This is a genomic window from Streptomyces sp. H39-C1 (assembly GCF_027158125.1).
Taxonomy (GTDB): domain Bacteria; phylum Actinomycetota; class Actinomycetes; order Streptomycetales; family Streptomycetaceae; genus Actinacidiphila; species Actinacidiphila fildesensis.
In genome coordinates this window covers 17976-36838 of sequence record NZ_JAPVLS010000019.1, presented here as the reverse complement: position 1 = coordinate 36838, position 18863 = coordinate 17976, and the positions used below count along the sequence as shown (strand labels likewise).

The 18863-nt window shown below is 70.5% G+C and carries 16 protein-coding genes and 1 pseudogene; 12 read left to right on the top strand and 5 right to left on the bottom strand.

Features of this window, described 5'->3' with window-relative positions; genetic code table 11:
* Nucleotides 1-268 precede the first annotated feature (268 nt).
* Nucleotides 269-1462 carry a chromate efflux transporter gene (gene chrA, locus O3W51_RS15205; protein WP_269286157.1) on the top strand — a complete coding sequence of 398 codons (1194 nt, stop codon included), beginning with the start codon at nt 269-271 and terminating at the stop codon, nt 1460-1462.
* A 93-nt stretch (nt 1463-1555) separates the two neighbouring features.
* Here the strand turns inward: chrA and O3W51_RS15200 are convergent, their stop codons facing one another.
* Nucleotides 1556-2422, bottom strand: coding sequence for an Fpg/Nei family DNA glycosylase (locus O3W51_RS15200; protein WP_198357636.1), 867 nt, complete (start codon nt 2420-2422; stop codon nt 1556-1558).
* 142 nt (nt 2423-2564) lie between these two features.
* Nucleotides 2565-3383 (bottom strand): S1 family peptidase, encoded by an 819-nt coding sequence (locus tag O3W51_RS15195; RefSeq protein ID WP_438817419.1) that lies wholly within the window; start codon nt 3381-3383, stop codon nt 2565-2567.
* A 292-nt stretch (nt 3384-3675) separates the two neighbouring features.
* Here O3W51_RS15195 and O3W51_RS15190 point away from each other — a divergent pair, with 292 nt between their 5' ends.
* The gene (locus O3W51_RS15190; RefSeq protein WP_269286156.1) at nt 3676-5895 is read left to right on the top strand and encodes an NADP-dependent isocitrate dehydrogenase; all 2220 of its coding nucleotides are present in this window, start codon (nt 3676-3678) and stop codon (nt 5893-5895) included.
* Between the two features lie 220 nt (nt 5896-6115).
* On the opposite strand, the gene O3W51_RS15185 is transcribed toward O3W51_RS15190, so the two are convergent.
* From O3W51_RS15185 to O3W51_RS15175, 3 genes are read right to left on the bottom strand one after another with little or no spacing between them, the layout of a single operon-like run.
* Nucleotides 6116-6691, bottom strand: coding sequence for a DUF421 domain-containing protein (locus O3W51_RS15185; RefSeq protein WP_138352482.1), 576 nt, complete (start codon nt 6689-6691; stop codon nt 6116-6118).
* A gap of 41 nt (nt 6692-6732) precedes the next feature.
* Nucleotides 6733-6921, bottom strand: a complete 189-nt coding sequence (locus O3W51_RS15180; RefSeq protein ID WP_244809588.1) for an RICIN domain-containing protein — start codon at nt 6919-6921, stop codon at nt 6733-6735.
* Nucleotides 6918-7175, bottom strand: coding sequence for a hypothetical protein (locus O3W51_RS15175; protein ID WP_244809589.1), 258 nt, complete (start codon nt 7173-7175; stop codon nt 6918-6920). Before O3W51_RS15175 ends, O3W51_RS15180 begins: the two co-directional genes overlap by 4 nt.
* 10 nt (nt 7176-7185) lie before the next feature.
* Between O3W51_RS15175 and O3W51_RS15170 the strand changes: the two genes are divergently transcribed.
* The 10 genes and pseudogenes from O3W51_RS15170 (at nt 7186) to O3W51_RS15125 (ending at nt 18863) form a co-directional block, all read left to right on the top strand.
* Nucleotides 7186-7395, top strand: coding sequence for a hypothetical protein (locus O3W51_RS15170; protein ID WP_164292954.1), 210 nt, complete (start codon nt 7186-7188; stop codon nt 7393-7395).
* A 164-nt stretch (nt 7396-7559) separates the two neighbouring features.
* Nucleotides 7560-8870: an MFS transporter gene (locus O3W51_RS15165; RefSeq protein WP_138352484.1), complete on the top strand. Its 1311-nt coding sequence runs from the start codon at nt 7560-7562 to the stop codon at nt 8868-8870.
* 104 nt (nt 8871-8974) lie between these two features.
* Nucleotides 8975-9193 (top strand): hypothetical protein, encoded by a 219-nt coding sequence (locus O3W51_RS15160; protein WP_138352485.1) that lies wholly within the window; start codon nt 8975-8977, stop codon nt 9191-9193.
* Between the two features lie 199 nt (nt 9194-9392).
* Nucleotides 9393-10925, top strand: a complete 1533-nt coding sequence (locus O3W51_RS15155) for a carboxylesterase/lipase family protein (protein ID WP_138352486.1) — start codon at nt 9393-9395, stop codon at nt 10923-10925.
* Nucleotides 10926-11011: 86 nt separating this feature from the next.
* Nucleotides 11012-12025 carry a LacI family DNA-binding transcriptional regulator gene (locus O3W51_RS15150; protein WP_138352487.1) on the top strand — a complete coding sequence of 338 codons (1014 nt, stop codon included), beginning with the start codon at nt 11012-11014 and terminating at the stop codon, nt 12023-12025.
* 912 nt (nt 12026-12937) lie between these two features.
* Nucleotides 12938-13256: pseudogene (locus O3W51_RS15145) on the top strand (sugar transferase); the annotation flags it as partial.
* Nucleotides 13257-13413: 157 nt separating this feature from the next.
* Nucleotides 13414-14730, top strand: a complete 1317-nt coding sequence (locus O3W51_RS15140) for a nucleotide sugar dehydrogenase (RefSeq protein ID WP_138352488.1) — start codon at nt 13414-13416, stop codon at nt 14728-14730.
* On the top strand, nt 14720-15985 hold the full coding sequence (locus O3W51_RS15135) for a glycosyltransferase family 4 protein (RefSeq protein WP_164292949.1): 1266 nt from the start codon (nt 14720-14722) through the stop codon (nt 15983-15985). Before O3W51_RS15140 ends, O3W51_RS15135 begins: the two co-directional genes overlap by 11 nt.
* On the top strand, nt 15982-17349 hold the full coding sequence (locus tag O3W51_RS15130; protein ID WP_198357630.1) for a Wzz/FepE/Etk N-terminal domain-containing protein: 1368 nt from the start codon (nt 15982-15984) through the stop codon (nt 17347-17349). The genes O3W51_RS15135 and O3W51_RS15130 overlap by 4 nt, the downstream gene beginning before the upstream one ends.
* On the top strand, nt 17346-18863 hold the full coding sequence (locus O3W51_RS15125) for a Wzz/FepE/Etk N-terminal domain-containing protein (protein ID WP_138352491.1): 1518 nt from the start codon (nt 17346-17348) through the stop codon (nt 18861-18863). Before O3W51_RS15130 ends, O3W51_RS15125 begins: the two co-directional genes overlap by 4 nt.

The following is an 18863-nucleotide window of genomic DNA, read 5'->3' as shown; positions in this document are numbered from 1 at the left end:
CAGAGCCCGTGATCCGATGGGATGTGCCGCCAACTACCGTACAGAGCAGGGGAATACGTCTTCCGGAGGTCATCGGGCCGACCCGAGTGCCACTGGTTGTCGCTCACCAGTCTTAACGAAATCCATACGGCTCGCCGCGTCCTGCCCGTCGCCGGTCCGACCCAGCACGGAAGTGCGGCACCTCGACGTCACCGGGGTCCTATAGGGTCACGGCGCCGTACGAGCCGATGACGTAAGGAACGAGCGACGAGTGAGGGCGGACCGGAGCGTGGACCGGAGCACGGGTACGGGCCGGGTGGGGCTGGTCACGATCGGGCGGGAGTGGGGTCGGATCGGCTGTATCGGCTTCGGCGGACCACCGACCCACATCTCTCTCCTGCGGCAGTTGTGTGTGGAGCGCCGCAACTGGATCCCGGCGGAGGAGTTCGAGGATTCCATCACCGCGACGAACCTGTTGCCGGGCCCTGCCTCCACGCAGCTGGCGATCCTCACCGCCTGGCGCCTGCGCGGTCTGCCCGGCGCGCTGGTCGGAGGTCTGAGTTTCATCCTGCCGGGCCTCGCGCTGATCCTGGCCCTTGCCGCGCTGTTCCTGTCCGGGAACCCGCCGCTGTGGGTGCTCGGGGCGGCCGCCGGGGCCGGTTCCGCCGTCGCCGCCGTTGCCGTGCACGCGGCCTGGTCGTTGGCTCCCGGCAGCTGGAAGCGTGCGGGGAAGGCACGTTCCGCCCGTGTCCGCTGGCTCGGGTACGCGCTGGCGGGCGCGGCCGCTGCCGCTCTGACGGGGCCATGGCTCGTGCTGGTCCTGCTCGCGGCGGGACTGCTGGAGGTTGCGATACGCGCCCGCGGCCGGCAAGACGGTCGGCGAGGTGACCGGCGCTTCGGCCGACGCGTCGCGTCGTGGCCGGTAGTGGCTGCTGCTCCGGTGCTCGGCGGGGGAATGGTGGCGCTGGCCTGGGTGGCGCTCAAGGTGGGAGCACTGTCGTACGGCGGAGGGTTCGTCATCATTCCGCTGATGCAGGCGGACGCCGTCGACCACTACCACTGGATGACCGACAGCCAGTTCCTCAACGCCGTCGCCCTCGGCCAGATCACCCCGGGCCCGGTCGTGCAGACCGTCGCCGTGGTCGGGTACGCGGCCGGTGGAGTGTGGGGTGGTCTGCTGGCCGCCTCGGTGGCGTTCGCCCCGTCGTTCCTGTTCGTGATCCTCGGCGGGCGGCATTTCGACGGCCTGCGCTCCAGCGAGCGGGTGCAGGCGTTCTTCACCGGCGCCGGCCCCGCTGTGATCGGGGCCATCGCCGGCTCCGCGATCCCGCTCTCCCTGGCCCTGCGGAACGGCTGGCAGTACGCCGTGCTGGCGGCAGCAGCCCTCTGGCTGCTGGCTGCCCGGCGTGGAGTGGTCAGCGCCCTGCTGGGAGCAGGAGCGCTCGGCGTGGCGGCGGCGCTGGCCGGCTGGGCGGTGGGCTGACCACCATCCGTGCCTCAGCCCGTGGCGGCGGCGCTGGCCGGCTGGCCGGTGGGCTGACCACCATCCGTGCCTCAGCGGCGTTCCCTGCGGCCGCTATTTCAGCAGCCGGGACATCCGCCGGTCCGCGAGGGGTTTGCCGCCGGTCTGGCAGGTGGGGCAGTACTGCAGCGCGGAATCGCTGAAGGACACCTCGCGGATGGTGTCGCCGCAGACCGGGCAGGGTTCGCCCTTCCGTCCATGGACCCGGAGCCCGCTCTTCTTCTCGCTCTTGAGATCCCGCAGGGCCAGCCCGCTGGACCGCTCGATCGCGTCGGCGAGGGTCGAGCCGATCGCCGCGTGGATCCGGGCCACCTCGTCCTCGGAGAGGTTGGCCGCGAGTTTGAACGGCGACATCTTGGCGGTGTGCAGGATCTCGTCGGAGTAGGCGTTGCCGATTCCGGCGATCGTGCTCTGGTCGCGGAGGAGCCCCTTGATCTGGCGGCGGTCGTCCTTCAGCAGCCCGGCGAAGACCGCCGGGGTGAAGGCCGCGGAGAGGGGGTCGGGCCCGAGCCGCGCGATACCGGGTACGTCCTGCGGATCCCGTACGACGTAGACCGCGAGGTGCTTCTTGGTGCCGGCCTCGGTGACGTCGAAACCCGCGCCGTCGGGTTCGGTGAGTCGCACCCGCAGGGCGAGCGGGCCCTTGCCGGGGCGCGGCGGCTCCGCCGGCAGGGCGTCGTTCCAGCGCACCCAGCCGGCGCGGGCGAGATGGATGACCAGGTGCAGGTCCCCTGCCTGGAGGTCGAGGAACTTCCCGTGCCGGGTCACGCTCCCGAAGACGAGGCCTTCGAGTGCGCCCGGCGGTGGGTCGTAGGTCTTGAGCGCGTGGACGGCGAGCGGGTACACCCGCGCGACGGAACGGCCGACGACGTGTTCGGCCAGGAAGCGGGTGAGGGACTCGACCTCCGGCAGTTCGGGCATGTCCTCAGTCTGCCCCGGCGCGGCCCGATCGGCCGGATACGGCGGGCACACACCCCGGCCGGCCTCGCCGAACCGGGCCGGGACCGCAGGTGCCGCCCGCGCGTGGCTTCGCGCGGGCGGCGGACCGTACGTGGGGGGATGCTCAGAGGCCGGCGGCGGCGCTCTGGATTGCGGAGGCGAAGGTGCTCACCTCGGTGTAGACGCCCGGGTACCCGGCTCGCGCGCAGCCTTCGCCCCAGCTGACGATGCCGACCTGGATCCACTGGTTGTTGTTGTCCTTGCGGAACATCGGACCGCCGGAGTCGCCCTGGCACGTGTCGACGCCGCCCTGGGTGAAGCCGGCGCAGATCTCCTCGCCGGGTATCAGGTCGCCGCCGTAGGAGCTGCTGCAGGACGCGTCGCTGACGAACGGGACCTTGGCCTTGTACAGGTAGCGCTGCTGGCCGCCGCCCTCGCTTCTGGCGCCCCAGCCCGCGATGTCGAACGTGCCGGAGTTGAACGCGGTCGTGCCGGCGATGTTCAGGGTCGGCAGGTTGATGGGCTTGGCGAGCTTGATCAGCGCCCAGTCCTTTCCGCTGCCGTTGTAGCCGGGGGCCTGCAGCACACGCGTGGACTTGACCTTGATGGCGCTGCCGCTCTGCAGGTCGACGACGCCCGCCGTCGCGGTGATGGACGTGTTCGCGCCGCTGCCGTTCACACAGTGCGCGGCGGTGAGGACGATCTGCTGGGTGTACAGCGCGCCACCGCAGCCCATGGACAGCCGGACCATCCAGGGGAACTCGCCCTGCGCCGCGCGGGTGCCGCCGACGACGGACGGACTGGGCTCCGGGCTGGGGGCGGTCGCCTGGGCGCTGAGGGGCTGGAGGCTGAAGACGGCGAGGGTGATCGCGCCGAGCGCCGCGTACCTTTTGAGTGGCTTCAGGCCGAGGTGCAGACCGAGTGGCTTCAGGAAGTTCTTCAACGTTCTTCCTCTCGTGTGGGGGAAGGCACGTAGCGGCAGGTGCATGACAACTCTGAATCCGGAAGGCACCGCAGGACTTCCGGTTCGGGTGGGGGATGCCGCAAGAGTGCCGGTGTGAGTGTGCTGGCGGAGCGAACCCTGCGGCAAGTGGGCCTTTTCGGCCACGGACGTCCGCTCCCGGAAGCCGGCACGGCCGGCGCGTCGCCGTCCGACCCCGGGGGTCGGTTTCAGGTAGCGGCGCTCACGAGATATCTTGATGTCGAGACGTTTGTCGATGTGAAGCGGAGTACTGGTGACTGACTCGACCATTATCTATACGCACACTGACGAGGCCCCGGCCTTGGCGACGTATTCGCTTCTGCCGGTGATCCAGGCCTATGCCTCGACCGCGGGCGTCCGCGTCGAGACCCGCGACATCTCGCTCAGCGGCCGCATCATCGCCAGCTTCCCCGAGCGTCTCGCGGAGAACCAGCGGGTCGACGACGCGCTCGCCGAGCTCGGCACGCTGGCCAAGACCCCCGAAGCCAACATCGTCAAGCTGCCGAACATCTCGGCCTCGATCCCGCAGCTCAAGGCGGCCATCGCCGAGCTGCAGTCGATCGGCTACGCGCTGCCGGACTACCCGGACGACCCGAAGACCGACGAGGACCGGGACGTCCGCGCCCGCTACGACAAGGTCAAGGGCAGCGCCGTCAACCCGGTGCTCCGCGAGGGCAACTCCGACCGCCGCGCACCCGCGTCCGTCAAGAACTACGCCAAGGCGCACCCGCACCGCATGGGCGCGTGGACGGCCGACTCGAAGACGAACGTCGCGCACATGACCGCCGCCGACTTCCGCTCCACCGAGAAGTCCACGGTCATCGCCGCGGACGGCTCGCTGCGCATCGAGCTCGTGGGTGACGACGGCAGCACCACGGTGCTGCGCGAGTCGGTACCTGTGCTCGCCGGCGAGGTCGTGGACGCGTCCGTCATGCGGGTCGCCGCGCTGCGTGAGTTCTTCACCGCGCAGGTCGCCCGGGCCAAGGCCGAGGGTGTGCTGTTCTCGGTGCACCTCAAGGCCACGATGATGAAGGTCTCCGACCCGATCATCTTCGGCCACGTCGTGCGGGCCTTCTTCCCGAAGACGTTCGCCGAGTACGGCCAGACGCTGGCCGCGGCCGGCCTGAGCCCGAACGACGGGCTCGGCGGCATCCTCAAGGGCCTGGAGTCGCTGCCCGAGGGCGCGAAGATCAAGGCGTCCTTCGAGGCCGAGATCGCCGAGGGCCCCGAGCTGGCCATGGTGGACTCCGACCGGGGCATCACCAACCTGCACGTGCCGAGCGATGTCATCGTCGACGCCTCGATGCCGGCCATGATCCGCACCTCCGGCCACATGTGGGGCCCGGACGGTTCGGAGGCCGACACCCTCGCCGTCATCCCCGACAGCAGCTACGCGGGCATCTACCAGGTCGTCATCGACGACTGCCGCGCGCACGGCGCCTACGACCCGGCGACCATGGGCTCCGTCCCGAACGTCGGCCTCATGGCGCAGGCGGCCGAGGAGTACGGCAGCCACGACAAGACCTTCGAGATCCCGGCCACCGGCACCGTCCGGGTCATCGACACCGACGGCAACGCCGTACTCGAGCAGACGGTCGGCGCGGGCGACGTGTTCCGCATGTGCCAGACCAAGGACGTGCCGATCCGCGACTGGGTCAAGCTCGCCGTGAAGCGGGCCCGCGCCACCGGCAACCCGACCGTGTTCTGGCTCGACGAGGGCCGCGCGCACGACGCCAACCTGATCGCCAAGGTCAAGGCGTACCTGCCCGAGCACGACACCGACGGGCTGCAGATCGAGATCATGACCCCGGAGCAGGCGACCGCGTTCTCCCTGGAGCGCATCCGCCGCGGCGAGGACACCATCTCGGTCACCGGCAACGTGCTGCGCGACTACCTGACGGACCTCTTCCCGATCCTGGAGCTCGGCACGAGCGCCAAGATGCTCTCCGTCGTCCCGCTGATCAACGGCGGCGGCCTGTTCGAGACGGGCGCCGGCGGCTCCGCCCCGAAGCACGTCCAGCAGCTGCTCAAGGAGAACTACCTCCGCTGGGACAGCCTGGGTGAGTTCCTCGCCCTCGCGGTCAGCTTCGAGCACCTGGCGCAGACCACGGGCAACGCGCGCGCCCAGGTCCTCGCCGACACCCTCGACCGGGCGACCGGCACGTTCCTCAACGAGGACAAGTCGCCGAGCCGCAAGCTCGGTGGCATCGACAACCGCGGCAGCCACTTCTACCTGGCGCTGTACTGGGCGCAGGAGCTGGCCGAGCAGACCGAGGACGCGCAGCTGGCCGGCGCGTTCGCGGGTCTCGCCGCGACGCTGGCCGAGCAGGAGCGGACCATCGTCGACGAGCTCATCGCCGTCCAGGGTTCGCCGACCGACATCGGCAGCTACTACCGTCCCGACGACGCCAAGGCCTCGGCCGTGATGCGCCCGTCGAAGACGTTCAACGACGCCATCGCGACCCTCGGCTGACGAGAGACGCACGGCGGGGCCCGACGGCCCGGGAGCGATCCCGGGCCGGCGGGCCTTCGTGTTTCCCGGACCTCAGCGCGCGGCCGGCGTGGTGGTGGAGTAGAAGTGGGCGCCCGTTCCGGCCAGCGCGCCCTTGCCGACGATGAGGTACTCGTCGCGGATGGGCGCACCGGCGAACCAGGATTCGAGGATCTGGCGTGGTGCCCTGGCGGGGCGACCGCTACGAGGGGCGGCCCGTGGCGAGGTCCTTCAGCAGGTTCTCGATCGTCGTCAGGCGGGCCTGCAGGGCCTCGACGTCACCGCGGGTGGCGTTCTGCTCGGTGGGCTTGAGGGTGATGATCAGATGGCCGTCCGGTTCCAGCCGGCCCGAGGCGACATCCGCGATCGCCTCACCGTTCTGCATCCGGACCGCGTGCTCGATCTCGGCAGACCGCAGCGCCAGGTCGCGCATGGCCTGCGGCACGAGCTTGCCGTCCTCGATGACGGTGGTCGGGGTTCCTTCCAGCAGCCGTTCCGCACGGGCGTCGCCGGCTAGCCAGCGGTTCACCGCGGAGTTGATGGCGATCAGCGTGAACGCGCCGATCACCCCGCCAAGCAGGCTGTTGTCCGCCCCGATGATCGCGTTCTGCACGACGTTGGACAGCAGGAAGATCACGACGAAGTCGAAGGTGTTCAGGTTCGCCAGGCCCCGTTTTCCGGCCAGTCGGAACAGGATCAGGATCAGGGCGTAGACCAGGACGGTGCGGATGATCTTCTCCGCGATCGGCACCTGAACTGACATCAGGTCATGCCACACGACAACTCCTCCGGATTGTGACGCCCACCAGGACCCGCCGGTCAGGCAGCGCAGAGGGTCACGCTACGCGCCGTCGGTCCGGCGCACGCCCGTGCGCCGCGCCGTCGGTCACCGGCGGTCCGCAGCCACTGCTGGCTCGTGCTTCCTGTGTCGCTCTGCTGCACTACGGCCGCGAGGTCGGCGGTGGAGTCACCGGCCACGCCGAGGACCTTGCCGCTGCGGCCGCTCACGATCCTGACGTAGCCGCCGCCCGCGTCGGCCAGCGTCCACTGCTGGTTCGTGCCGCCGTGCGGCTGTACCGGATCAGCGCCGTACCGGTGGAGGTGGAGGCGCCGGGTACGTGGATGGCCTTGTCGCTGCGGCGGTTGACCAGCGTGAAGACGGTCGGCATGGGGGTGGGGGTCAGGGTGGTGGTCCCGCCGGAGGCCAGGGTCATGTCCTGGCTCCACGCGCCGGCCCGGACGGTGGTACGGGTGCCGCCCACGCTGTGCAGGGTGACCGAGGTGACCTGGCCCGCGCTCCCGGCCCTCGGCGCGACGAGCAAGGCGGATCTCCGTGCGCTGCTCCGGGCGGAGCCGAAGCTGATCCTCGGGGTCCTCGTCTTCATCGCGGCGGCCGTCGCGGCCCGCCGGGGATCCAGGAAGGCCATCAGGTCGCAGGACTTCGGAACGTGGCTGTGGGACGAGAGCAGCCGACAGGGCTGACCGGCCGTTAACGGCTGTTCAATGCCCCGTTCTCCGGGAAGCACCTCCGCCATCACATACAACCATTAAGGTCTCATTCGCACGTTCGAGTACATGGACGGCCTCGGCTGCGCCGGCAACTCCTCCGCCGATTCCGCCGCCACCGGCAACTGGAGCTCCTGAGCATGTATCTCGCGGACCGCTCCGCCCCCAGCGGGGCGACCACCACGCCGGGCCGTACACGCGGCCGCCGGTTTCCCGGGGTCTCCTCGGTGGTGTTCGCGCTGGGCGCGGTCAGCCTCATCACCGACATCTCCTCCGAGATGGTCACCGCCGTCCTGCCGCTGTACCTCGTCGTGGGGCTCGGCCTCAGCCCGCTGGGCTTCGGCGCGCTCGACGGTGTCTACAACGGTGTCAGCGCGCTGGTCCAACTGGCGGGCGGCCACCTCGCCGACCGGGTGCGGAACCACAAACTCATAGCCGGGCTCGGCTACGGACTGTCCGCGGTGTGCAAACCGCTGCTGCTCCTCGTGCACAGCCTGGGTCCGCTGGGCGTGGTGCTCGCGCTGGAGCGCACCGGCAAGGGGCTGCGCACCGCCCCGCGCGACGCGATGATCTCCCTGTCCACGCCACCGGAGTTCCAGGGCCGGGCCTTCGGCGTGCACCGGGCGATGGACACCACCGGCGCGGTGCTCGGACCCGTCGCCGCGTTCCTGATCCTGCGCGCGGCGACCGACGGCTACGACGCCGTCTTCGGCGTCAGCGCCTGCGTGGCCGTACTCGGCGTGCTGGTCCTGATGCTGTTCGTACCCGGGAAAGTGCGCGCCGGGCAGGCCGAACCGGTGACACCGGACGAGGCCGGGAGTGGGGAGCGGGCCGGGGCCGAGGTCGTGGACAAGCAACCCGTCGACCTTCGCGAGGCGTTGCGCCTCTTGCGCATGCCGCGGCTGCGCGGGCTCGCCGGCTGCGCCGCCCTGCTCGGCCTCACCACCGTCAGCGACGCCTTCGTCTATCTGCTGCTGCAACGCCGTACCGGCATCAGCGAGTACTGGTTCCCGCTGATGCCGCTCGGCACCGCCGCGGTGTTCCTGCTGCTGGCCGTGCCCGTCGGTACGTTGGCCGACCGGGTCGGGCGGCGCGTCGTGTTCCTTGTGGGGCACGCCCTGCTGCTCCTCGCGTACACGCTGCTGCTCTGGGCCCCCGACCTGCCGGCCCTGCCCTATCTCGTGCTCGCGCTGCACGGCATGTTCTACGCCGCGACCGATGGTGTGCTGCCGGCCGCGGTCGCCGCCATCGTGCCCGAGCAGTTGCGGGCCAGCGGCCTCGCGCTGGTCGGCACCGGCCAGGCGCTGGCCCGGTTCTGCTGCTCGATCGCCTTCGGTGCGGCCTGGACCGTCTGGGGAGACGGTCCGGCGCTGGCGGGATCCGCGGTGGGCCTGCTCTGCTGCGCGGCCGTCGCGGGTGTGGTGCTGCGGCCGCCGGGCGGCCGCGCATGATCCGGCACCGTGTACCGACGCCCGCCGCGGTGACGTGTGTACCGACGCTTTCTGTCGCCTCGCAGCTCCCCGCCACTCCTGTCCCGGCATCCGCAAGGATCCCGATGACGCCAAAGCGCCGCCTGCTCATACTCGCCACGGCGGTGCTCCTCCTCGCGGGGCTGGGAATCGGACTGGTCCTGCACGCCGCCTCCCGCGCATACAAGAAGAACCAGCCACAGTCGGGCGCGGTCGGGACCACCGACTTGTGGAGCGTTCCCGCCGACGGCGCCGGAACGCCCCGCCTGCTGATCCCCGGCGCTTCTTCCCCCGCGCCTCTGTAACCACGGCGGACGACCGCGGGACCACCCACGATATGCAGGATGGTTGACGGTCGTCGAAATGGCGGCATAGCCTCAGGGGGAGCAGGTCGAGCGTGTGCGTGGCGCGCCGCGATGTCAGTGACACGTGTCTCTTCGCACCTCGGCCGTAGCTGCCAAGCCTCTGCCGACGCTCGTCGGCCGCCAGGGAAGGAAGCCTCTGATGGTTGGTGCCGGAGACCAGGATGTGCCCGTCGTGGAGTTGTCCACGGGCACGTTGCGCGGCCGCACGGAGGGCGGGGTCGCGGTGTTCAAGGGGGTGCCGTACGCCGAGCCGCCCATCGGCGACCTGCGGTGGCGCCCGGCGCGGCCGCACCCGGGCTGGAGCGGAACGAGGGATGCGACGGCCTACGGTCCCAGCGCCCCGCAGATGTTCATGGAGGGCGGTGACCCGGTACTCGGCGGCCACGGCTTCCCGCCCTTCGACGAGGACTGCCTGACGCTCAACGTCTGGACGCCGTCCTCCGACGCCTCCGGCCGGCCGGTGCTGGTCTGGATCCACGGCGGCGGCTTCGTCTCCGGGTCCGGCTCGCTGCCCAACTACTCCGGTGAGACCTTCGCGCGCAACGGCGACCTTGTGGTGGTGTCCATCAACTACCGCATCGGTCCGCTGGGTTACCTCTCGTTCGGCTCGGACGCGGACGGGGAGCCCGCCAATTTCTGGCTCACCGACCAGGTCGCCGCGCTGCGCTGGGTGCGGGAGAACATCGCGGAGTTCGGCGGCGACCCCGACAACATCACCGTTGCCGGCCAGTCGGGCGGCGCCATCTCCACGGCGGCGCTCGCCGGCCACCCGGAGGGCAGAACCCTGTTCCACCGCGCCATCCTGCAGAGCCCGCCCTTCGGCCTGCACGTTCCCACCCGCGCCGAAGCCCTGGAGCGGACCACCGTCTACCAGGAGATCCTCGGCGCCAAGGGCATCGCGGACCTGCGGGCCGTGCCCTGGCCGCGGCTGATCGAGGCGGGCGGGGAACTGTTCGGGCGCACGATGCGCTGGGGCTACTGGCCCACACCGTTCCTGCCCGTCATCGACGAGGCGACGATGGACCGGCACCCCGTCGAGACGCTGCTCAACGGCGCCGGGTCGGACATCGACGTGCTGATCGGCTGGACCAGGGAAGAGGCCAACTTCGGGTTCGGGCTCGACGAGAGGTACGCCGCCGCCACCCGGGACGAGGTGATCAGCAGGGCGGCGGACACCTTCGGTGAGGGGGCGGCGGAGGCGTACGCGGCCTACGCGGCGACCCGGCCGGGCGCGCGGCCGGTGGACGTGCTGATGGATCTGATCTCGGACGAGCTGTTCCGCGTGCCGAGCGTGGATCTGGCCGAGCGCCGGGCCGCCCAGGGGCGACCGGTGTGGGTGTACCAATTCGACTTCCCGACCCCCGCGCACGACGGCCGGCTCGGTGCCGCCCACTGCCTGGAACTGCCCTTCACCTTCAACAACTTCGACCAGTGGTCGCACGCGCCCTTCCTGGAGGGGATCCGGCCCGCGGCGCGCGACGGCCTCGCCGCGTCCATGCACCAGGCGTGGATCTCCTTCATCCGCACCGGCGATCCGAACCATGCGGCGCTGCCAGTCTGGGAGCGCTATGACGAGCAGTCCCGTACGACCATGCGTTTCGACTCCGTGATCACGGCCACCGCCGACCTCGCGGGGGACTCGCGGAGATTGCACGGTTCTGCGAGCCGGTGATAACGCGTGTAACCTGATCTCTGAACCTGTGTGCTCCGGGCTGACGTGCCCGTGGGCGCACCACCGGGGAATTGATCAAGGAAGTCATGGCCAAGGACGCTCCCGCTCAGCCGCCACGGACCATCACCAGCGCGGATGTGGCGCGCCTGGCCGGGGTGTCCCGGGCCACGGTGTCCTTCGTGCTCAACGACACCCAGGCGCACCGGGTCAGCGAGAGCACCCGCGCCCGGGTACTGACCGCCGCCGACCAGCTGGGCTACGTCCCGCACGCCGCCGCGCGTTCGCTGCGTGCCGGACGTAGCAATCTGGTGCTGATGCCGTCATCGGTGTCGGCGATCGGCAGGCTGGTCAGCGATTGGGTGGACGATCTGCACAGCGAGCTCGACCGGCGCGGTTACACGGTTGTGCTCCATGCCGGCCGCTTCCCCGACGCCGTCACCGCCGCGCGCGCGTGGGCCGAGCTGCGGCCGGCGGCGGTGTTCGCTCTCTCCGGCGACTCCTTCACCCCGGAAGCGGCCGATCTCCTGCAGCGCGCGGGAATCCGCGGGCTGCTGGCGTTCGCCGCCCGTCCGCTGGCCGGTGCGCACACCATCGCGTTCGACCACGCGGACATCGGCGCCGCCGCCGTCGACCACCTCGTCGCGCGGGGGCGGCGCAACATCGCCGTGCTGATGCCGCAGGAGCGCGGCCTGAGCGCCTTCGCCGAACCGCGGCTGGCCGGAGCGCAAGGCGTCGCGGCCACACGCATGGCGACCGTGACCGCCGTGGAGGTGGCGTACACCCAGGACTCCGCGGCCCAGTTGGCGGAGCGCTGGCGGGAGCTGGGCTTCGACGCGGTGTTCGCCTACAACGACGAGTACGCGGCGCTGCTGATGCACGCCTTCCAGGACGTGGGCATCGGTGTCCCGGAGGACGTGGCCGTGGTCGGCGCCGACGATCTGGTGCTGGCCTCGCTGCAGCGCCCCCCGCTCACTTCCATCCGCCTCAACCTGCCGGGGCCGGGCGTCATCGCCGAGACGCTCCAGCAGCTGATCGAGCACGGAACAGCGGAGCCCGTCGACCCGGTGGACGTCACCCTCATCCACCGGGCGTCCTCCTAGCGTCCGATCATTGGGTCCGGCGACCGTTCAACTTGATCGGCTCCGCCCGCGACGCCGTTGACTTGGGAATTCACTGATCCAACTGGCGCCCGCATCTGGCGTCGTGCGGGGGCTGCCGATTCGCCGGTGCACCCGCAAACGGGCCATGCCGTTCCTCCGTGCCGTCGATCGCCCACACCCGCATCCACCGCCCCGTGCTGACCGACAAGATCCGCCGGACAGGCTCTGAGTGCGGCCCAGTTGGCAGCGCCAGGACGCCTCCGGGTTGCCGCTACCGGCAACCCGGTGAACTCCGTCATCACAGGTCACAAGGCGCGTCTTCGTCATCAAGGCACCCGCAGACGGTCACCGGTCCCTGGATCCACTGGATCCAGCTTCAAATGGTGGGCACAAATTCCACACATCCACCTCTTCAGACGGGCCCCGAGGGTCTAGACTGACCGTGCTTCACATGGTGGGATACGAGGCGACAAATCATGATCTCCAGGTCAGGCGTTGCGGGCAGCCAACAGCTGCGTCTCCGCCGCCGGATATGGGGGTGATCAATTCCTGGAGCCCGCGAAGGGGGCTTGGGTGCGGGGAGCACCCGAGGTTTCGACGGGTTCCCGCGCACCTTGAGAGTTCGGCAGGACACGTGAGTCCGCTGTTGTCGGGGTGGGTTGTTCAAGTAGCTCTGAAATAGCCCGGGTTGTCATGCGGGCGGGGGCCTCCCGAGAGGAGGAACAGTGCGGGGGGCGGGGGCCTCCCGAGGGGAGCAACAGTGTTGGACGAACACGTCGAGCCACTGGGGACCTGGGGGGTTCTGTGCGGCAAGGGGGACTAGTCAGGCCGTTTCCGTCGGCGCGCGGGCGTCTGGCGAACGGAGCGATCAGACAGCCCGCGTTCGAATGGGAGCAGCGGTACCGCCGTGCCGTGGTCACCGGCGATACGGTGGCCACCGCCTTCGTGGTGGCGGCGATCGGCAACTTCTTCAGGGCCCGGGACGCGGCCAACTGGCATGAGAACTGGGGAACTTCTCACATTCGGCACCGAGCTGCTGGTGCTGGGAGCGCTTGCGGTGAGCCGGTCGTGGGCTCCGGCCGTGCTCGGCCAGGGCGCCGAGGAATTCCGCCGGCTCGGACGCTCACTGTTCACGGCGACCGTCGTGCCTGCGCTCGGCGGGATCGCCCGCACCTCGCGCAACATCAAGCTCTGGATCTTCGTCGCGATCCCCGCGATCGAACTCGTCACCACGGTGAATTTGTGGAAGACGCCGCGCGCGGTGCTTCAGGGGCAGGGGGCCTTCTGATGCGCGGGGGGCGCCGTCCGGTCGGCGCACGGACCGCAGGCCGAATGGCCGGCGGACGGACAGCAGGCCGAAAGGGCCTGCCCGGGGGGAGGAACGGGACATGCGAGTAAGCGTCTTTGGGCTCGGCTACGTGGGCTGCGTGTCGGCCGCGTGCCTGGCCAGCCTGGGTCACGAGGTCATCGGGGTGGACGTGAGCCAGGTGAAGGTCGACCTGGTCAACGACGGCAAGGCCCCGGTGGTCGAGGAGCGGATCGGCGAGCTCATCGCCGAGGCCGTGCGGACCGGAGCTTTACACGCCACCGGCGACGTCCGCGAGGCGATCATGGGCAGCGAGGTGTCGCTGATCTGCGTGGGCACGCCGTCGGAGCCCAACGGCAGCCTGTGCACCACGTACTTGGAGCGGGTCACCGAGCAGATCGGTGCTGCGGTGGCCGAGCGGGGTGGGCGGCAGACCGTCGTGTTCCGCAGCACCATGCTCCCGGGCACCTGCCTGAACCTGCTGGTGCCGATCCTGGAGAAGTACGTCGGCGGCACGGCCGGGGTGGACTTCGGGGTCGCGGTCAACCCGGAGTTCCTGCGCGAGGGCACGAGCGTGCGGGACTTCTTCGACCCGCCCAAGACCGTCATCGGCGAACTCGACCCGGCAAGTGGCGACGTGGTGGCGGCGCTGTACGACGGAGTGCCCGGCGAGGTGTTCCGGGTGCCGATCCCGACGGCCGAGGCGATCAAGTACGCGGACAACGCGTTCCACGGACTGAAGATCGGCTTCGCGAACGAGCTGGGCGCGGTGTGCCAGGCGCTCGGGGTGGACTCGCACCAGGTGATAGACGTGTTCCTGGCCGACCGCAAGCTGAACATCAGCCCCGCCTACCTGCGACCCGGCTTCGCCTTCGGTGGCTCCTGCCTGCCCAAGGACCTGCGCAGCCTGGTCCACGCCGCACGGCGGGCCGACGTCTCGGTGCCCATCCTCGCCCACGTACTGCCCTCCAACTCCGACCATCTGCAGCGCGCGGTGGAGCTCGTCGAGCGCACCGGCAAGCGTCGGGTGGGCCTGTTCGGTCTTTCCTTCAAACCCGGCACCGACGACCTCCGCGAGAGCCCGCTCGTCGAGCTGGCGGAGAGACTCTTCGGCAAGGGTTACGACCTGCGGATCTACGACCCCAACGTGAACCTCTCCCGGCTGCTCGGCGCGAACCGCGAGTACATCGAGACCCGGCTGCCGCACCTCGCACAGCTGCTCGCGGGCTCCGTCGGCGAGGTGATGGAGCACGCCGAGGTGTGCCTGATCGGAACCAGGGATCCGGACGTGCTTTCGGCGCTGCCCCATGGCGAAGGACCGGTGCTCATCGACCTCATCCACCTTCCCGACGCCGACGTGCGCCGGGCCGAACCGGGGTACGTGGGCCTTGCTTGGTGACGCGGTCAGCGGCGACGGGACGGCCGGTCGCGCGCTGATCCTGGTGGAGAACCTGTCGGTGCCGTTCGACCGGCGGGTGTGGCAGGAGTGCACGACGCTGCGCGACGCGGGCTGGACGGTGCACGTCATCTGCCCCCAAGGGACAAAGCGGGACACCGAGGCGGAGGCGGAGATCGACGGGGTGCGGATCCACCGCTACCCGTTGCGCGCGGCCACCGGAGGGCCGGCAGGCTACCTGCGGGAGTACGGATCGGCGTTGTGGCACACGTTCCGGCTGGCCCGCAAGGTCGGCCCGGTCGACGTGGTCCACGCCTGCAACCCGCCCGACCTGCTGTTCCTGCCGGCACTGTGGCTGAAGCGGCGCGGGGCACGGTTCGTCTTCGACCAGCACGACCTGGTACCGGAGCTGTACCTTTCCCGGTTCGACCGCGGCGAGGATCTGCTCTACCGCGCCGTGTGCGCGCTGGAACGGCGGACCTACCGGGCCGCGGACGTCGTGCTCGCCACGAACGAGAGCTACCGGGACGTGGCACTGCGCCGTGGCGGCCGCCAACCGGCGGACGTCTTCGTGGTGCGCAGCGCGCCCCAGACCGACCGGTTCCAACCGGTGCCGCCCGAGCCGGAGTTGAAGAACGGCAAGCCCCATTTGCTGTGCTACCTCGGCGTCATGGGCCCGCAGGACGGCGTCGACTACGCCTTGCGGGCCCTCGCGAAGCTGCGCGACGAGCTCGGGCGGACCGACTGGCACGCCGTGTTCGTCGGTTCCGGCGACGCCTTCGACGCGATGGTGGAGCTGTCCCGGCAGCTCGGGCTGTCCGATCAGGTGGAGTTCACCGGGCGCATTCCGGACGCCGACCTGGTGCGCTACCTGTCCACCGCGGACGTGTGCCTCTCTCCCGACCCGCGCAATCCGCTCAACGACGTGTCGACCATGAACAAGGTCCTGGAGTACATGGCGATGGGCCGGCCGATCATCTCGTTCGACCTCCGGGAGGCGCGGGTCTCCGCCGGCGACGCCGCCCTCTACGCGCCCGCCAATGACGAGGCCGAATTCGCCAGGCTCATCGCGCTGCTCCTTGACGATCCGGAGAAGCGGGCCCAGATGGGCAAGATCGGCCAGGAGCGGATCAGCGGACAGCTTTCCTGGCGGAACTCGCAAGCGTCGCTGCTCGCCGCCTACGCCGCTGCGTGCCGTGACCACACCCCGGTGTCGGCGGGCGACCCGGTCCGCACAGGGAAGAGGCAGCACCGTTGAGCGATGACACGATCCGCCTGGTCACGATCGGGTGGATTCTCCGTCGACGGTGGCGGCTTCTCGCCGTCCTCGCCCTGGTGGGCGCGCTCGTCGGCTACGGCACCTCGGTGCTGTTCCCGCCGCGGTACACGACGTCGGCATCGGTACTGCTGCCAGGGCAGTGGGAAGAGCGCGAGCTCCTGACTCAGGTGGATATCGCGACCAGTTCGGTGGTGGTCGACCGCGCGGCCGCCGCTCTCGACTGGACCAAGGTCAGCGGCACCGAGCTGCGGGATCGAGTGAGCGCCAAGGCCGCCGACGGGAACATCATCAAGATCTCGGGAACGGCCGACACCCCGGAGCACGCGCAGCAGCTCTCCGACCGGATGGCCCAGCAATTCGTCAAATTCGCCGCGCGGATCGCAGGCGGCAGCACCGACCCCGACGCGGCTACCGGGACTGAGGCCCTGCGGCAGAACGTGGTGGAGACCAACCGCCGCATCACCGACCTGGCCAATGCGGCAGATCCGGGGCAGACCGTGGAGAGCGTGCAGGCCCGCACCGACCTCGAGAAGTTGCGCACTTCGCTGGAGGAGGCCATGACGAAGCTGGACCAGGCCGACCCGGCGACCAACAAGGCCGGCATGGTCGTCATGGGGCCGGCGGCCCGGCCGACCGGTGAGGCGCCGCCGACGAGGATGCAGCTCATCGTCGGCGGGGCGCTGCTGTTCTTCCTGCTCGCGGTCATCGGCCATCTCGTCGCCGCACGGGTGAATCGCCGACTGCGCACCGAACCGCAGATCGCCGCGGCGCTGGGCTCGGCGCTCCTCGGCACCGTCGACGTGCCTGATGAACGGCGCGCGCACCAGCCAGCAGGTCGTGGCCCGCGAGCCCGGATCCGCCGACTCCTCGGCGTCGACACCCGGTGGGACATACCGACCCCGCCGAGGTCCGGCGACGAGGCCGGCTCGCGGATCCGCTACCGGCGGGTGTGCGCTCGCCTCCGGGACCAGCTGCCGGCCCCCCGGCGGCTGCTGGTCGTCGTACCGGACGGCGACGAGATCGCCCGCCGGGCCGCCGGGCAGCTCGTCGCCGAGGCCCAGGACGATCCGCAGCTGCGGGTGGTGGAGGTCTCGGTGGACCGGCCGACAGTGCCGGACCGCGACACCGAGTCCGGTGCCCTGGTCGTGCTCAGCGCGGGCAGCTGGACCGCTGAGGAGCTCGCCGGCATCGCCGAGGCGTGTGCGGACGGCAGGCATGAGGTTGTCGGCATCGTCGTCGCCGGCACGGTCCGGGCCAGTCCGACGCGATCCGCCGACCATCCTCCGGACAACGCCACTGCGGCGCTCGCGGTTCACAGTCACGCGACGGGAGGTTCGGTGTGACGACGAGCACGACTTCGGAGTCGTCGGCAGCCACTCCGCTCCTTGACCTGCAGGGACTGGTGGTGGCGGTGCGCAGGCGCCGCCGCCTCTGGTGCTCCCTGGCGCTCCTGGGACTGCTGCTCGGCGCGGCGGTGGCGGTCCTGCGGCCGCCGCCGCCGGCCGCGGTGACCAAGGTGCTGGTCGCGCATCAGCAGGACCAGCCGAACGACCCCGGAACGCTGATCCGCACCGACGTCGCGCTGCTGCAAACCACGCGAATCGCCGGTATGGCCCTGCAGTCCCTCGGCTCCCCTGAAAAACCAGAGGACTTCATGCCGGACTACGCGGGTGTCGGCCTGACCAACAACCTGCTGCAGATCAATGTGACAGGTGACACCGACGCGGAAGCGGTGGCCCGCGCCAAGGCGCTGGCCGACGCGTTCGTCTCGGACCATGTGAGACGGATTCAGGAAGCCGCGAACGCCGAGTCCAAGGCTCTGCTCGACCAGCGTGACCGCATGCGGGACGAACTCGCCAAGGTCAACAAGTCGATCGGAAACGGACGGCCGGGGAGTGGGCCGACAGCGTCGGCGGACCTGGAGTCGCTCTTCGCCCGCCGGGCCGAGCTCACCTCGCGGATCACCGATTTCGGCCAGCGCGCCGCGGAGGCGCGCATCGGCACGCCCCAGCTCGTCGCCGGCACACAGATCGTGGACGCCCCGCGCGCGGTGCAGCACTCCCTGCCCAGGGCCGCTGCCACCAACGCCGCGATCGGGCTCGTCCTAGGGCTCGTCCTCGGGCTCGCGGTGGCCGCGGTCGGCACGGTGGTGGCGGACCGCCCCGTGCTGCGCCGGGACATCGCGGCGAACCTGGGCGCCTCGGTCATCGCGGAGCTGCCCCGCCGGTCGGGCAGGCGGTGGCAGCGCCGACGGACCCGGGCGGCCCGCGAACGGCTCACCGCGACCCTGGCCCGCACCGTGCGCGGCTCCGCGGAACCGGTGTCGCTGCTGGAACTGGGCTGTGCGCGCAGCACGAGCGTGATCGCCCTGGACCTCGCCGAGGCACTGATGGCGGAGGGGCCAGTGGTCATCATCGATGGTCTGCCCGGCTCGCAGCTCGCAGGCCGCCGCCCGAAGCCGGGAGACCCGACCGTGGTCAGCGGCGAGGGTGCCGCGGCCGTGTCCCATCAGGAGCGCCGACTCGGTGTCGGCTCGGTGGCCCCCGGCACGGCGTGGACCGGCCTCCCGGACCTCGGTACCCAGACCGTGCTCGTCGTGCGTGCCGGGCACGGCAGCACCGCATGGCTGCACACCGTGGCGCGGCAACTCGCGGACCTGCTCATTCCGGTGATCGGTGTGGTGCTGATCGACCCCGATCCGCGGGACAGGACCGACGGCACCCTGTGGGACGGGCTGCACACCGCGCTGCGCGGTCACAACGAGCGGCTGGCCCGGCAGAACGCGCCGGGCCGACTGCTGACGGAGCGGCCGTCATGGGCCGTACGAGTCCCGGACAGCGATCAGGAGGCACGGTAA